Source organism: Ruoffia sp. FAM 24228, from assembly GCF_045528575.1.
Lineage (GTDB): Bacteria > Bacillota > Bacilli > Lactobacillales > Aerococcaceae > Ruoffia > Ruoffia halotolerans.
Genome location: NZ_JBGQQZ010000004.1, coordinates 17,138 through 30,982, shown reverse-complemented (window position 1 = coordinate 30,982; position 13,845 = coordinate 17,138). Strand labels below are relative to the sequence as shown.

The 13,845-nt window shown below is 36.0% G+C and carries 17 protein-coding genes; 13 read left to right on the top strand and 4 right to left on the bottom strand.

What is annotated here, in order from left to right; genetic code table 11:
• Positions 1 to 6 precede the first annotated feature (6 nt).
• Genes atpG through atpC form a run of 3 tightly spaced genes read left to right on the top strand, consistent with a single transcriptional unit; the run spans position 7 to position 2,854 of the window.
• On the top strand, positions 7 to 912 hold the full coding sequence (atpG, locus tag ACEN33_RS01300; RefSeq protein ID WP_407089176.1) for an ATP synthase F1 subunit gamma: 906 nt from the start codon (positions 7 to 9) through the stop codon (positions 910 to 912).
• 20 nt (positions 913 to 932) lie between these two features.
• Positions 933 to 2,387 carry a F0F1 ATP synthase subunit beta gene (gene atpD, locus ACEN33_RS01295; RefSeq protein WP_407094412.1) on the top strand — a complete coding sequence of 485 codons (1,455 nt, stop codon included), beginning with the start codon at positions 933 to 935 and terminating at the stop codon, positions 2,385 to 2,387.
• A gap of 32 nt (positions 2,388 to 2,419) precedes the next feature.
• Positions 2,420 to 2,854 (top strand): ATP synthase F1 subunit epsilon, encoded by a 435-nt coding sequence (gene atpC / locus ACEN33_RS01290; protein WP_407089174.1) that lies wholly within the window; start codon positions 2,420 to 2,422, stop codon positions 2,852 to 2,854.
• 221 nt (positions 2,855 to 3,075) lie between these two features.
• Here atpC and ACEN33_RS01285 read toward each other — a convergent pair whose 3' ends face one another.
• Positions 3,076 to 3,252 (bottom strand): hypothetical protein, encoded by a 177-nt coding sequence (locus ACEN33_RS01285; protein ID WP_407089173.1) that lies wholly within the window; start codon positions 3,250 to 3,252, stop codon positions 3,076 to 3,078.
• 89 nt (positions 3,253 to 3,341) lie between these two features.
• On the opposite strand from ACEN33_RS01285, the gene ACEN33_RS01280 reads away from it, so the two are divergent.
• Positions 3,342 to 3,836 (top strand): cupin domain-containing protein, encoded by a 495-nt coding sequence (locus ACEN33_RS01280; protein ID WP_407089172.1) that lies wholly within the window; start codon positions 3,342 to 3,344, stop codon positions 3,834 to 3,836.
• 55 nt (positions 3,837 to 3,891) lie between these two features.
• Here the strand turns inward: ACEN33_RS01280 and ACEN33_RS01275 are convergent, their stop codons facing one another.
• The 3 genes from ACEN33_RS01275 to ACEN33_RS01265 are packed head-to-tail and all read right to left on the bottom strand — an operon-like array spanning position 3,892 to position 6,098.
• Entirely contained in the window at positions 3,892 to 5,001 is a 1,110-nt protein-coding gene (locus ACEN33_RS01275) for an alpha-hydroxy-acid oxidizing protein (protein ID WP_407089171.1), read from the bottom strand.
• 21 nt (positions 5,002 to 5,022) lie between these two features.
• Positions 5,023 to 5,727, bottom strand: a complete 705-nt coding sequence (locus ACEN33_RS01270) for an LrgB family protein (RefSeq protein WP_407089170.1) — start codon at positions 5,725 to 5,727, stop codon at positions 5,023 to 5,025.
• The gene (locus ACEN33_RS01265; RefSeq protein WP_407089169.1) at positions 5,724 to 6,098 is read right to left on the bottom strand and encodes a CidA/LrgA family protein; all 375 of its coding nucleotides are present in this window, start codon (positions 6,096 to 6,098) and stop codon (positions 5,724 to 5,726) included. The genes ACEN33_RS01270 and ACEN33_RS01265 overlap by 4 nt, the downstream gene beginning before the upstream one ends.
• Positions 6,099 to 6,255: 157 nt before the next feature.
• Here ACEN33_RS01265 and ACEN33_RS01260 point away from each other — a divergent pair, with 157 nt between their 5' ends.
• The 9 genes from ACEN33_RS01260 (at position 6,256) to coaD (ending at position 13,758) form a co-directional block, all read left to right on the top strand.
• On the top strand, positions 6,256 to 7,149 hold the full coding sequence (locus ACEN33_RS01260) for a LysR family transcriptional regulator (RefSeq protein WP_407089168.1): 894 nt from the start codon (positions 6,256 to 6,258) through the stop codon (positions 7,147 to 7,149).
• Positions 7,150 to 7,190: 41 nt separating this feature from the next.
• A complete protein-coding gene (locus ACEN33_RS01255; RefSeq protein WP_407089167.1) occupies positions 7,191 to 7,505 on the top strand; it encodes a UPF0223 family protein in 315 nt (104 codons plus the stop codon).
• Positions 7,506 to 8,279 carry an inositol monophosphatase family protein gene (locus ACEN33_RS01250; RefSeq protein WP_407089166.1) on the top strand — a complete coding sequence of 258 codons (774 nt, stop codon included), beginning with the start codon at positions 7,506 to 7,508 and terminating at the stop codon, positions 8,277 to 8,279. It abuts the gene before it with no gap.
• A gap of 19 nt (positions 8,280 to 8,298) precedes the next feature.
• The gene (gene typA, locus ACEN33_RS01245; RefSeq protein ID WP_407089266.1) at positions 8,299 to 10,131 is read left to right on the top strand and encodes a translational GTPase TypA; all 1,833 of its coding nucleotides are present in this window, start codon (positions 8,299 to 8,301) and stop codon (positions 10,129 to 10,131) included.
• A 103-nt stretch (positions 10,132 to 10,234) separates the two neighbouring features.
• A complete protein-coding gene (locus ACEN33_RS01240) occupies positions 10,235 to 10,837 on the top strand; it encodes a superoxide dismutase (RefSeq protein WP_407094411.1) in 603 nt (200 codons plus the stop codon).
• A 224-nt stretch (positions 10,838 to 11,061) separates the two neighbouring features.
• The gene (locus tag ACEN33_RS01235; RefSeq protein WP_407094410.1) at positions 11,062 to 12,324 is read left to right on the top strand and encodes an FtsW/RodA/SpoVE family cell cycle protein; all 1,263 of its coding nucleotides are present in this window, start codon (positions 11,062 to 11,064) and stop codon (positions 12,322 to 12,324) included.
• 1 nt (position 12,325) lies between these two features.
• Positions 12,326 to 12,682, top strand: a complete 357-nt coding sequence (locus tag ACEN33_RS01230; protein WP_407089163.1) for a YlbG family protein — start codon at positions 12,326 to 12,328, stop codon at positions 12,680 to 12,682.
• Positions 12,683 to 12,695: 13 nt separating this feature from the next.
• The gene (gene rsmD / locus ACEN33_RS01225; protein ID WP_407089162.1) at positions 12,696 to 13,268 is read left to right on the top strand and encodes a 16S rRNA (guanine(966)-N(2))-methyltransferase RsmD; all 573 of its coding nucleotides are present in this window, start codon (positions 12,696 to 12,698) and stop codon (positions 13,266 to 13,268) included.
• Positions 13,261 to 13,758, top strand: a complete 498-nt coding sequence (gene coaD / locus ACEN33_RS01220; RefSeq protein ID WP_407089161.1) for a pantetheine-phosphate adenylyltransferase — start codon at positions 13,261 to 13,263, stop codon at positions 13,756 to 13,758. The genes rsmD and coaD overlap by 8 nt, the downstream gene beginning before the upstream one ends.
• The last annotated feature ends 87 nt before the right edge of the window (positions 13,759 to 13,845 follow it).

Sequence of the window (13,845 nt, the reverse complement as noted above, 5' to 3'; positions counted from 1 at the left end):
AATATATTGGCATTAGAAGAAATTAGAAGACAAATTGATTCAATCAATAAGACATCTCAAATTACTAAAGCAATGAGTTTAGTTTCTACGACAAAGTATAACCGAATTGTTAATATATCAAGTAATTATGAAATATATGCAACGAAAATTAAACAAACGGTTGCAAACTTAATGCGTCAAGTTGGTGATATAAGTAATGCTGGTTATGTAACGAATAGTGACTTAACGAGTATCGTCGATTTTCATGATTTACTAATTAATCGACCCGTTAAGAAATCAGGTTACTTAGTGATTACATCAGATAAAGGATTGGCTGGTGGTTACAACTCAACAATATTGAAAGAATTTAAAGCATTATTGGACGAAAGAAATCAAGGTGCAGAAGATATCGTTGTGATGGCCGTCGGTGAACCTATTATGAAATTATGTCGAAAAGAAAATTTTAATGTTGCACACGAGTTGCATCATTTATCTGACTTTCCGACATTTACACAAGTTCAAAGTTTAATCCAAAAATGTGTTGAGTTATTTAAAAACGAGACTTTCGATGAATTATATCTAGTTTATAATCATTCAATAAATGCTTTGCAAAATGAATTTCGTTGTGAGCAATTATTACCTCTGACAAATCTTCCAACTGAAGAAAAAACAGATGTTGATTATGCCATAGAACCTGATGTTCCAGATGTGTTAGATATACTGCTTTCTCAATATGCAGAAAGTATGATTTATGGAACAATCTTAGATGCAAAAACCGCAGAACAAGCAAGTCGCATGCAAGCAATGACTCAAGCAACTGATAATGCAACTGATTTAATTAAGAATTTACAATATGTCTATAATCAACAAAGACAAAAACGCGTAACGAATGAAATCATCGAGATTACGAGTGGTGCGAATGCACAAAATTAAAGGAAAGAAGGCAAGATAACATGAGAATTGGAAAAGTAGAACAAGTTATCGGCCCAGTCGTCGATGTTCGGTTTCCTAAAGACGATGGCGTCCCTCATATTCAGAATGCTTTAGTGATCATTCCAAATGAAACGGAAGAGACAGTTACTGAAGAGGATTTAAATCGTGATGATGTAACAGTCGTCGAAGTATCATTGGACTTAGGTGAAGGGACTGTTAGAACTATTGCTATGAATGCGACTGAAGGTTTAAGTCGTGATATGGTAGTGGTTGATACAGGTTCAACTATCCAAGTTCCTGTTGGAAAAGAAGTTTTAGGACGAGTATTTAATGTGCTCGGTCAGACAATCGATCGCCGTGGTCCATTAGAAACTGGCTATGAATTGAAAAGTATCTATAATGATGCTCCAAAGTATGAAGACTTAGAAAGTAACTTTGAAGTATTGGAAACTGGAATTAAAGTTATTGACCTATTGGCACCTTATTTAAGAGGTGGGAAAGTCGGGCTCTTCGGTGGTGCTGGAGTTGGTAAGACAGTACTCATTCAAGAATTAATCCACAATATCGCACAAGAACGGGATGGGATTTCCGTCTTTGCTGGTGTTGGAGAACGTTCTCGTGAAGGGAATGACTTAATTCAGGAGATGGCTGAGAGTGGTGTTGATAAGAATACTGCCTTGGTGTTTGGTCAAATGAACGAGCCACCTGGAGCGAGAATGAGAACTGTATTAACTGGTTTAACTATGGCAGAATATTTCAGAGATACAATGAAACAAGACGTACTACTATTCGTTGATAATATCTATCGTTTCACTCAAGCAGGATCTGAGGTATCAGCACTATTAGGACGTATGCCGTCTGCTGTTGGTTACCAACCGACATTAGCAAGTGAAATGGGCGCCATGCAAGAACGTATCGCTTCTACGGTTGATGGTGCGATTACTTCGATTCAAGCTGTATATGTTCCAGCAGATGACTATACTGACCCGGCGCCAGCGACAACGTTTGCCCATCTGGATTCAACAACAAACTTAGACCGTAAGTTAACGTCACAAGGTATTTATCCAGCAGTGAACCCGCTAGAATCAACATCGATTGCTTTATCTGAAGATATTGTTGGGAATAGACATTATCAAATTGCAACACAAGTTCAACAAACATTGCAAAGATATAATGAATTGCAAGATATTATCGCAATTCTTGGTATTGAAGAATTAAGTGATGAAGAGAAAGTGACAGTGACACGTGCACGTCGTATTCAATTATTCTTATCACAAAACTTCCATGTAGCTGAACAGTTTACTGGCGTTCCAGGTTCGTTTGTAACCGTTGAAGAAACATTAGATGGCTTTGAAGGTATCTTAGAAGGTAAATACGACACTCTACCTGAAGAAGCGTTTAGAAACGTGGGTGCGATTGATCAAGTGATTGACAAAGCTGAAGAATTAGGTATTGATGTTTCCCAATATAAATAAATAATTCGATTCAGGAAGTGAGGTAAGTAACATTGGCTAAAAAACATGAACTATTACAAGTGAATATTTATGCTCCTGAAGGATTAATTTATACTCACTACTCACGAGGTGTTGTAGTGAAGACAACAGACGGAGAGATGACGATACTTCCCAATCATATTCCAGTGATCACCTCGTTAACGGTTGGTTCAATTAAAGTGAGCCGACGTGAGAAATCGATGGCGGATAACTATATTGCGATAAATGGTGGTATTCTCGAAATGCATGATAATGTTGTAGAAATTACTGCGACGTATGCGATTCGTTCAAGAGATATTGACGAAGGGAAAGCACTTATTGAGAAACAACAGGCTGAGGCAGAATTAGAAACCGCCTTATCAAATAATGATACGGTTGCTCACCGTCGTGCTCGTATTGCTTTGAATCGAGCAATTAATAAGATTAACGTTAGGGCAAAAAATATTTAAAAATATCCAGAACCTACTTACTAAAGTCAGGTCTGGATATTTTTTTATATTTATTTAATTAATTTGTAAAGAGGTTTATAAATCTGATTAAGTGTTTGATATAAATCAGAATCTTCTGTTTCCTTCGAAAGAATCCGTGAAAGATTTTGAATTGTCGTGATGTATTTTGAGGCTAAAGTAGAAATTGATGCTTTATCAGTGCCTTTAAGCTGTTGAGCTTCTTATATAATAACATTCTTTAAAAGCGATAAATTACGACGTGTTTCTGCTCTTTTCTTATCATCAAGTAAAGTCATGCCATCATCAGCTAAACGACTTAAATCGCGAATATGTTGCGTTAAATCCGTATCATTAGAGTCTTGGAGTAAAGCTTCTCTTGTCATTTCATTCATATCCATTGTATCTTGCTCCTTTTCTTCATTGATACATTCATTGTAACAAGATATACTAAAAAGAATGATGATTCTAACTTGAAAAGGAGTAAATTATGCAGAAAAAACAAACTTGGATTGATTATTATAATATGGAAGCCCATCCTGAGGGTGGCTATTTTCATCAAGTTTTAAAGTCAGACGAAACGTTTGAAAGAGAAAATCAATCTCCAACGGCACTTTATACGAGTATATACTTTCTGTTAACTGATTCAAATCCGTCCAGATTTCATCGTTTAACTTCTGATGAGATTTGGTACTATCATTATGGGAATCCATTAACAGTTCATATGATTACTCCTGAAGGGGAGTATCAAAAAGTTTATTTAGGGACGGACATCGAAAAAGGCCAAGTGCTTCAAGCGGTCGTACCTAAAAATACGATTTTTGGATCGACGGTTGAAGAGAAAGACGGTTATTCGCTTGTAGGTTGTATGGTGAGTCCTGGCTTTAAATTTGAAGACTTTGAATTATTTGAACGACAAGTACTGCTGGAACAATATCCCGAACATACAGAAATTATTACTCGCTTAACTACAGAAAAAAAATAATTAAAAAAATAAGCCACACTAGATTTAATTTTCTAGTGTGGCCTTTATCATGTGATTATTTTAAATCTTTTAAGCGAGCATTTTTAACGTCAGTGATTGTTTGTGTTCCTGCAAGTTGCATGACACGTTTTAAATCGTTTTCGAAGTATTCGAATACGCTCTTAACGCCTTTCCATCCACCTAAAGCTAAACTGAATAATACTGGACGACCGACAGCAACGATGTCAGCACCACTTGCTAGCGCTTTGAAGATGTGCTCTCCACGACGGATTCCACTGTCGAATACGATTGGCACACGACCAGCAACTACTTCAGCAATTTCTTCTAATACTTCGAATGAAGCAGGAGCGCCATCTAGTTGACGTCCACCATGGTTTGAAACCCAAATTCCGTCAACACCAACAGCAATGGCTGCCATAGCATCTTCAGGAGTTTGAACACCCTTTAAGAATACTGGAAGGCCAGAGTAATGTTTAATGAATTGAATATCTTTTAAATCAATTTTTTGTTTAGATTGTCCGTAAATATTGTTTAGAGACATGTTTTCCCCTGAACCAGTCAAATAACGTGAAACAATTGGCATACCGAATGGGTATACAAATTTATTTCGTGTATCACGGTCACGGTTACCACTTACTGTGGCATCAGCAGTTAGGATGATTGCTGATGCACCGTCTGCTTTTGCTTCGTCTAAGATGTTTTTGTTTAATTCATCATCTTTACTCATGTAAATTTGGAACCAACGTGGGTTACCTGCTAGACCTTCTTCAATCTCTTCGAATGAAGCACCTGAATAAGCACTAATTGACATAATTGTTCCGCCAAATTCGCTAATTCCTTTCGCTGTTCCGGCTTCTTTAGACTCGTGGGCTAAACCGTGAGCAGCGATTGGAGCCATAATGAATGGTACTTTTAAATCATGCCCAAAGATTTTTGTTTGTGTATCAGGGAATTCAACGTCAGCTGCCATACGAGGTAAGATTCCTTTTTGGTTAAATGCTGAAACGTTACGACGCAATGTAAACTCATCACCAGATCCACCAGCCATGTAATCAAACCCGCCATGAGGAACGATTTCTTTAGCAAAGTCCTCTAATTCGATCGTATTAATAATATTTAAATCTTTTACCTCTTGAGGTGCATTATATTTGTTTTCCTCAGTCATATTAATCTTCTCCTTTTTTAATTAAAATAATAATTGTAATATTTGAGCACCGATAGGTGCGAACACAACAATAACAATACCAGTGACAACAATCGCTAAACCAGACATTGCTCCTTGAACTTCTCCAACTTCAATCGCTTTTGAAGTTCCCATAGCATGAGCACTTGAACCAAAAGCAATTCCTTGAGCTACCGGATTAGTAATATTAGCTACTCTGAATAGAGTAGGTCCAATTAAAGCCCCCACAACACCAGTGAATACCACGACGGCAACAGTTAAAGGTACTAAGCCGCCAACAGATTCAGATATACCAATTGCAATCGCAGTCGTTACCGATTTAGGTAAGAATGTCGCTGCTAATGGGTAGTCGAATCTAAACAACAGGCTAAACAGAATGATCAATACAGTATGGAATGCCACACCGGATACAATCCCTATTAATATTGCTGGGTAATTCTCTTTTAAGTACTTGAAGTTTTTCTCTAGCTTGATTGCTAAGGCAACCGTAGCTGGAGTAACCCAGATACTTTTATATCTTCCTCCCTCATTATAGGTTTCATATGACACATTCGTTAGAAGTAACATAATTATGATACATATGATAGCGAATACTAAAGGATTAAAAAGTGGAAATTTAATCCGCTTATAAAGAATACTTCCAAGTAAATAAAAGCCAATAGAAACCATAAAACCAAAAAAAGGTGTTTCGACTAAATTGCTTATCATTTTTTAGCCCCCTTGTTCTGTCGGTTCTCGATCAGTTTTTGAACAACTGTACCTACACACCACATCATTAATGCAGTTGTTACAAATAAAATTATAAGTAGCTGCCACCAAACGTTCCCACCCAGTACTTCGAACTGAGTCATTAATCCCACCCCAGCTGGGATAAATAAGAAAGCCATGTTATCAGTCAGCCAAGTTCCTACGTCCTCTACTTTTTCAATCGGTAAAATATTGAAATGTAGAGCTAAGAACAATACGACCATTCCGATAACACTACCAGGAATTGCAACAAACGGCGAAATGACTAGCGACGATATTTCTCCAATATAAGAGAATAAGAGTAGCCAAAATAACTGTTTTAACTTATCCATGTATGTCATCCTTTTCAATTATGATATAATCAATATGGAGCAAAATCCATAAGATATGAAAGCGTTTCATAGGAATATAATACCATATTGATATAAAAAGAAATAATACAAATTTATTATTAACTATAAATATAATTTATGAAGCGAGGAATAATATATGAATATTAGAGATTTAAAATACTTTATTCATTTAGCAGAAAGTTTGAGCTTTACTAAGACTGCCGAAGCATTCTATGTATCGCAACCATCTATCTCTATAGCGTTAAAGAGATTGGAGGAGAATTTTGAAACAACACTCATCCAACGTAACCGCGCCGTTCAAAATGTTCAATTAACTGAATCCGGAGAAATCTTATACAGATCTGCCCATGAGATATTACAAACACTAGACCGCACGAAGCAAGAAATAATTAATTCGCAAGCAGAGACAGTATCGTTTGGCTTCCTACCGACGATCGGTGGTTATTATTTACCAAAGATTCTTCCAGATTTAGCTGAGTATAGTATGTTATTGAATTTTATTGAGGAAGAAAGTTCTGAAGTGATGTTTGAAATGATTCGAAACAATCAAGTTTCATCAGCTATTATTTCAAGTGAAAGACCTATTTTTGAGGAAAAATGGTTAACTCAAGTTCCTATGGAAGAACATGAGTTTGCGATTTATGTAAATAAAAATCATAAAATAGCAGACCGTAAGAATCTTTCAGTAGAGGAACTTGAAGAGTTAGACTTCATTACGTTAGGTAATGGGTATACGCATAATACAATTATGAATCATTGGGTAAATGATAATAGTCTAAAGCTAAAGAAAGTTCGTTATTCGAATGAAATTCAAACAATTAATTCAATGATTGATTCAGGAATTTATGCTGGTTTCATGACAGATATTATTATCAGAAATCAAGACCACTTAATTAGGATTCCTATCGAAGATGCACCAAAAGTGTATACTAGCTTAATTATCAATAACGAAACCCCTGTGACAGCAATTCAAAAGAAATTTAATGATGAAGTGTTAGAGATTGTAACAGAACTATATTCAGATAATTAAAGCCGATTTTATAGCAATTTAATAAAGTAAGGAGATTCTATTTGAAAAACTATCAATATCCGATCGACCCAGATTGGTCGAATGAAGACATCATACAGGTCATCACTTTTCTTAATGCAGTTGAATCAACGTATGAACAAGGTATCCACTATGAGAAATTCCAAAAAGCTTATAAGCAATTTAAAGAAGTGGTTCCAAGTAAGAGTCAAGAGAAACAAATGGGAAAAAAATTCGAAGAGTTAAGTGGATATTCAATATACAGAGCGGTTCAACTGATGGGAACTAAAGTAAAAGAAGTGAATTTAAATAAAAAAGCACAAATTATGAATTTAACTACTGAACAAAGGAGAAAATAAGTGGACTATCAATTACATCATCGTATTTTAGTTTGGATGGAGCAAGCTGCAGAAACGTTAAAATATTCTTTGGAACGTGAATTACAAGTAAAAGAGAAGAAAAGTCCGAGTGATTTAGTCACTGAGATGGATAAAGCAACGGAACGATTTTTTATTAATAAAATCCGTGAATATTATCCAACACACCAAATTATTGGTGAAGAAGGACAAGGGGATATTGTTGATGATACGAAAGGCACTGTTTGGGTTATTGATCCCATTGACGGTACTTTAAATTTTGTTAAAGCTAAAAATCATTTTGGAATTATGATTGGTATTTTTGAAGATGGTTTACCAGTTGCTGGTTATATTTATGATGTAATGAATAGTGATTTATACTATGGTATCGTGGGTGAAGACGTTTACTTAAATAATCATCCGCTCGAACCAATAAAAATATCTCAATTAAATGAATCTTTAGTGCTCGGAAATGTAGAATCTTTCTCCAACAACGTGTATAATATGAAAGCCTTACTAAATGTTTCACTCGGCGCAAGATCCTATGGATCAGCTGCGATAGAAATCATTGGCTTAATTAGAGGAGAGGCAGCACTGTATTTCTCAGCAGGTTTACGACCATGGGATTTTGCTGCTGGCTATGCTATATGCGAGTCAATGGGATATAAAGTAACGACAATAGATGGAAGTCGACCGGATATATTAACTCGGTCACCAATATTATTTGCACATCCGAATGTGCATCAAGAGGCATTAGAATTGCTAAGTCATAAATAGATAAGGATTGAATAAAATAATGGAATTACGTAATGATATAAGAAACATCGCAATAATCGCTCACGTTGACCACGGTAAAACATCGTTGGTTAATGAATTGTTAATACAATCGGACACTTTAGATGGACATACACAACTTGACGATCGTGCGATGGACAACAATGATATTGAAAGAGAACGTGGAATTACAATCTTAGCTAAAAATACGGCAGTGGATTATAAAGGGACTCGCATAAATATCATGGATACACCAGGACACGCGGACTTCGGTGGTGAAGTAGAGCGTATTATGAAAATGGTCGACGGTGTAGTATTAGTTGTCGATGCCTATGAAGGAACAATGCCACAAACTCGTTTTGTATTAAAACGTGCTTTGGATGAAGGGTTAGTTCCAGTTGTCGTTGTGAACAAAATAGATAAACCATCTGCACGACCTGAAGAAGTTGTAGATGAAGTCTTAGAATTATTCATCGAACTTGGTGCCGATGACGATCAAATTGAATTCCCAGTTGTATATGCGTCAGCATTAAACGGAACTTCAAGTACGTCAAGTGATCCAGCAGATCAAGAAGATAATATGGATGCCATCTTTGATGAAGTATTGGAACATGTACCTGCGCCTGTGGACAACCGTGACGAACCCCTACAATTCCAAGTATCTATGTTAGATTATAGTGATTACGTTGGACGTATCGGTATTGGGCGCGTGTTCCAAGGAACAATCAAAGTTGGAGATAGCGTGACATTAATGAAGACAGATGGAAGCACTAAAAACTTCCGTGTATCAAAAATGTTCGGTTTCTTCGGTTTAAACAGAGTTGAAATTAACGAAGCCATTGGTGGAGACTTAATTGCTCTATCAGGTATGGATGATATCTTTGTTGGGGAAACAGTATCAAGTAGTACTGACCCAATTGCACTGCCATTACTACACGTGGATGAGCCGACATTACAAATGAAGTTCTTAACGAATAACTCGCCGTTTGCAGGTAGAGAAGGTAAATACGTTACAGCTCGTAATCTTGAAGATAGATTAGCACGTGAATTACAAACTGACGTTTCTTTAAACGTAGAACCGACAGATTCACCTGATGCCTTTACTGTATCAGGACGTGGGGAATTACACTTATCAATCTTAATTGAGAACATGAGACGTGAAGGATACGAATTCCAAGTATCAAGACCAGAAGTAATCATTCGTGAGATTGACGGTGTCGCAAGTGAACCGTTTGAAAGATTACAAATTGATACTCCAGAAGAATATATGGGATCAATCATTGAAGCTTTAGGTACAAGAAAAGCTGAAATGGCTGATATGATTAACCCAGGTAACGGACAAGTGCGTCTAATCTTCTTAGTTCCAGCGCGTGGATTAATAGGCTTCGCAACAGAATTTATGTCATTAACACGTGGTTACGGAATTATGAACCATACTTTTGATGAGTATAGACCAGCTGTAGGCGGATCAATCGGCCGTCGTCGTAACGGTGCTCTAGTTTCACTAGACTCTGGTCAAGCGACAACTTATAGTATTATGAACATCGAAGAACGTGGACAAATTTATATCACGCCCGGTACTGAAGTTTATGGTGGTATGATTATTGGGGAACATAACCGTGAAAATGATTTAACAGTAAATATCACAAAAGCTAAACAACAAACTAACGTACGTTCAGCGAATAAAGACCAAACTAATGTGATTAAACAACCTAAGATTTTAACATTAGAAGAATCATTACAATTCATGGACGAAGATGAGTACTGTGAAGTAACACCAGAAAGTATTCGTTTACGTAAACAAATCTTAGATAAAAGTGCTCGTGAAAAAGCATCTAAAAAAGAGAAGAAATAATATTTTGTAAAACGCTCACATTTAGTGAGCGTTTTATTTTGTGATTACATTCTTAGATGGTAATATGAATATATTATGTGAAATATATAGGAGGAATTTAATTATGGCTTTTACTTTACCAAATTTACCATATGCAAGTGATGCTTTAGAACCAGTTATCGATAAGGAAACAAAGGAAATTCATCATGGCAAACACCACAGCGGATATGTAACAAAATTAAATGATGCATTAGAAGGAACAGAGTTTGCTGATAAAGCAATCGAAGATGTTGTTGCAAACTTAAACGATATTCCAGAAGAAAAACGTACAGCTGTACGTAACAATGGTGGGGGACACTTAAACCATTCATTATTCTGGGAATCTTTACAAGCACCTTCAGATAATAATGAAGTTCCTGCTGAATTAGCTGAAAAATTAGAAGATGCATTCGGATCAGTAGATTCATTTAAAGAGAAATTTGAAGCAGCAGGTGCAGGTCAGTTTGGATCTGGTTGGGCATGGCTTGTTGATAACAACGGAACATTAGAAGTTGTTGGAACTCCAAACCAAGATAACCCACTTACAGATGGTAAAAAACCACTATTAGGTGTAGACGTATGGGAACATGCTTACTACTTAAACTACCAAAACCGTCGTCCAGAATACTTATCAGCTTTCTGGAAAGTTGTTAACTGGTCGAAAGTTGTAGAACGTTTAAACGCGTAAACTAAAGTTTGAATTGATAGTGTCATTGAGAGAAATCTCAGTGGCACTATTTTTTTGCTTGTAAATTTGATTATTGTAGTTAGTGCATTTGAGGATTCAATAAATTGTCATTTTTAATTAAGCGATACATGTTATAATAGCTTATATGAAAAATCATACACTTTTCAATACACTTTTTGAAGTGGTATACTGAGTGTAATTATCTATCCATGAGGAGGCGTTTGATGGCAAACAATGAGGAACATCATGATGCTTCAAAAAGTATGAGGCTTAAAAAGTTATTCAAAGAATCATTCTCAAAAAAAGAGATCGCAAAGAATTTCAGGTTGATTGACAAATCCATCGTTTTAATTACAACTTTATTGGTGGTCATTGGGTTGATTTCAGTCTTTAGTGCGACAATGTATGATAACCCAATGAGGGCGATCACGACACAAGGTCTTTCAGTTGTTATTGGTGTCATCATCATCGGTATAATGGTTGTTGTACCTTTTGAATTATTTAAAAATATCAGGCTCATTCTATTTATGATGGTCATATTAATTGTCTTACTGATATATACTTTGACCACTCAAGAAAGCGTCTGGGGGGCAACCAGTTGGTTTGTCGTATTTGGAGTTAGTTTTCAACCAAGTGAGTTCGTTAAAGTCATTGGAATTCTAGTGATTAGTTGGTTAATCAAGTATTATGATAGGGAGGTCATTCTGACTAATCAGAAACTTCCTTCCTGGTTTAATGTGAATAATGTAGCTATTGCAACATTAGTAGTTTCTTGTGGGCTAATTTTCCTACAACCCGATCTAGGAATGTTGATTATTTTATCAGCGACTCTGGGACTTATTTATCTGTTGACGAAAGGGTCTTTAAAGTGGAACATTATAGCCTATAGTGTTTTATTTGTTGGTTATTTATTATTAACAATCATTGGTCGGCAATTTGGAGATTGGCTAGTTTCAACAGATTTCCATATGTTTGAACGGATTGCATCATTCATTGATCCATTCAGATATTCATCCGATTCAGGTTACCAAATCATCCAAGGCTTAATGGCATTTAGTCGGGGTGGTTGGTTTGGAATGGGATTAGGCGAAGGTGTATCGAAGCAAGGAGCTTTACCGGTCATTGAATCCGATTATATATTGGCAAATATCGCTGAAGAACTTGGCTTAATTGGTGTGTTAGTTGTGGTAGGTTTATTATTTAGCCTCATCGTAATTATTTACCAACGTGCGGCAGCAAGTACAGAGTTATACCGTAAATCAGTTCTAATAGGTGTTGCTTCTTTACTACTCGTTCAATCCGTGATTAATATCGGAGGTGTCGTGAGTATTCTGCCATTAACTGGGGTCACTTTACCATTTATTAGTTATGGAGGAACAAGTATGATGGCAATGCTAAGTGCGATTGGACTGGCTTTAAGAATGATAATTGAAGAAGGTAAAGAACCAAACATTAACTTAGTTTATTCTAAGCAGAAAGGGGAGTAATATGGAATTTAATATGATTGAAAGACAAGCGCTGGTTATTTGGCTATATTCAACAAAGCAGATTAAAGAATTAAGAAAGCATGGCTATATTCATTACTATAGTCGTAGAATGAAGTATGCGATTATGTATGTGAATAAAAAAGATGCAAAAAAAGTTGAGAAAGTAGTGAATGACTATTATTTTGTCAGAGAAGTCGAGTATTCATACCGAGATGACATTGACATGACGTTTGCAAATGCGATTGAACCTTCAACAGACAATTCTTTATCGGGTCCTTTTTCTGTAGAGGATGAAGAAGAGTCATTAATCGAGTCAATTGCAGAAACACTTCGCAACAAAAAAATGAATAATGGATAATTGGTGGTAATATATGCGAGTAATATCAGGAAATTATGGAAGTAGACGTCTAAAAGCCGTCCCAGGTCAAAATACACGGCCGACAACAGATAAAATTAAAGAAAGTATGTTTAATTTAATTGGTGGGTACTTTGATGGTGGTATTTGTTTAGATTTATATGCTGGAAGCGGTGCTTTAGCCATTGAGGCTGTTTCTAGAGGGATGGATTCTGCCGTTCTGTGTGAGAAACACAGACCAGCCATCGAGACAATCAACGAAAACTTAAAGATGACTAAAGAGGAAGAGCGCTTCACTTTATTAAAAGGTGATAATCATAAGAGTTTACGAAACTATGTAACTAGTCAATTGGCTGAGCCATTTAAACTACTCTTTCTAGATCCGCCATATCACAAACAACAAATTGAAAAAGATATACAATGGCTTTGGGATTTAAAAGTCATTAATAACCAAACGACCATTGTCTGTGAAACAGATTCAGATGTAACCCTTCCAGATAGGATTGAAGGTCATGGGTTAATTAAAGTAAAAGATTATGGTGCAACCCGCATCCATATCTTTGAAGGTGAGGAAAATAGTGTTGAGTAATAAACCAAAGATTGGTATTTTTGCTGGAACGTTTGATCCCTTAACTAAAGGGCATTTAAATTTAATTGAACGAAGTAGTAAACTGTTTGATGAAGTCATTGTCGTAATCGCAATCAATACAAATAAGAAAACATTGTTTACGGTTGATGAGCGAATTAAATTAGTTGTTGACAGCGTGAAACATATTGGTAACGTAACAGTGGATACTTTAAAGGATGGGCTGATTGCTCATTATTACGAAGAAAAACAAGCGACTGCGCTTATCAGAGGCTTACGTAATACAACGGATGTAGATTACGAGTACGCCATCGCTTCTGCGAATGCTCGACAAGTAGATGGGTTAGAGACGATGATATTATATGCTGCCGATCAGTATCGCTACTTAAGTTCGACGATTATTAAAGAAATTGCCTTTTTCGATGGGGATATCAGTGATATGGTACCACCAAATGTTGAAGAAGCCATGCACGAAAAAATTAATTCTAAGTAAATATTCAAATAAATTAAGTCATAAAAAAATAATTTGGTCGATTTTCATTTTAAAAAATGAAAATCGGCTTTTTTTTTGTATATATAT

Excerpts from the sequence above, each read along its gene's own strand:
- ACEN33_RS01275 (WP_407089171.1), bottom strand. The coding sequence starts at position 5,001 with ATGACTGAGGAAAACAAATATAATGCACCTCAAGAGGTAAAAGATTTA.
- ACEN33_RS01285 (WP_407089173.1), bottom strand. The coding sequence starts at position 3,252 with ATGGATATGAATGAAATGACAAGAGAAGCTTTACTCCAAGACTCTAAT.
- ACEN33_RS01270 (WP_407089170.1), bottom strand. The coding sequence starts at position 5,727 with ATGATAAGCAATTTAGTCGAAACACCTTTTTTTGGTTTTATGGTTTCT.
- ACEN33_RS01280 (WP_407089172.1), top strand. The coding sequence starts at position 3,342 with ATGCAGAAAAAACAAACTTGGATTGATTATTATAATATGGAAGCCCAT.
- typA (WP_407089266.1), top strand. The coding sequence starts at position 8,299 with ATGGAATTACGTAATGATATAAGAAACATCGCAATAATCGCTCACGTT.
- ACEN33_RS01260 (WP_407089168.1), top strand. The coding sequence starts at position 6,256 with ATGAATATTAGAGATTTAAAATACTTTATTCATTTAGCAGAAAGTTTG.
- ACEN33_RS01230 (WP_407089163.1), top strand. The coding sequence starts at position 12,326 with ATGGAATTTAATATGATTGAAAGACAAGCGCTGGTTATTTGGCTATAT.
- atpD (WP_407094412.1), top strand. The coding sequence starts at position 933 with ATGAGAATTGGAAAAGTAGAACAAGTTATCGGCCCAGTCGTCGATGTT.
- ACEN33_RS01240 (WP_407094411.1), top strand. The coding sequence starts at position 10,235 with ATGGCTTTTACTTTACCAAATTTACCATATGCAAGTGATGCTTTAGAA.
- ACEN33_RS01235 (WP_407094410.1), top strand. The coding sequence starts at position 11,062 with ATGGCAAACAATGAGGAACATCATGATGCTTCAAAAAGTATGAGGCTT.
- rsmD (WP_407089162.1), top strand. The coding sequence starts at position 12,696 with ATGCGAGTAATATCAGGAAATTATGGAAGTAGACGTCTAAAAGCCGTC.
- ACEN33_RS01265 (WP_407089169.1), bottom strand. The coding sequence starts at position 6,098 with ATGGATAAGTTAAAACAGTTATTTTGGCTACTCTTATTCTCTTATATT.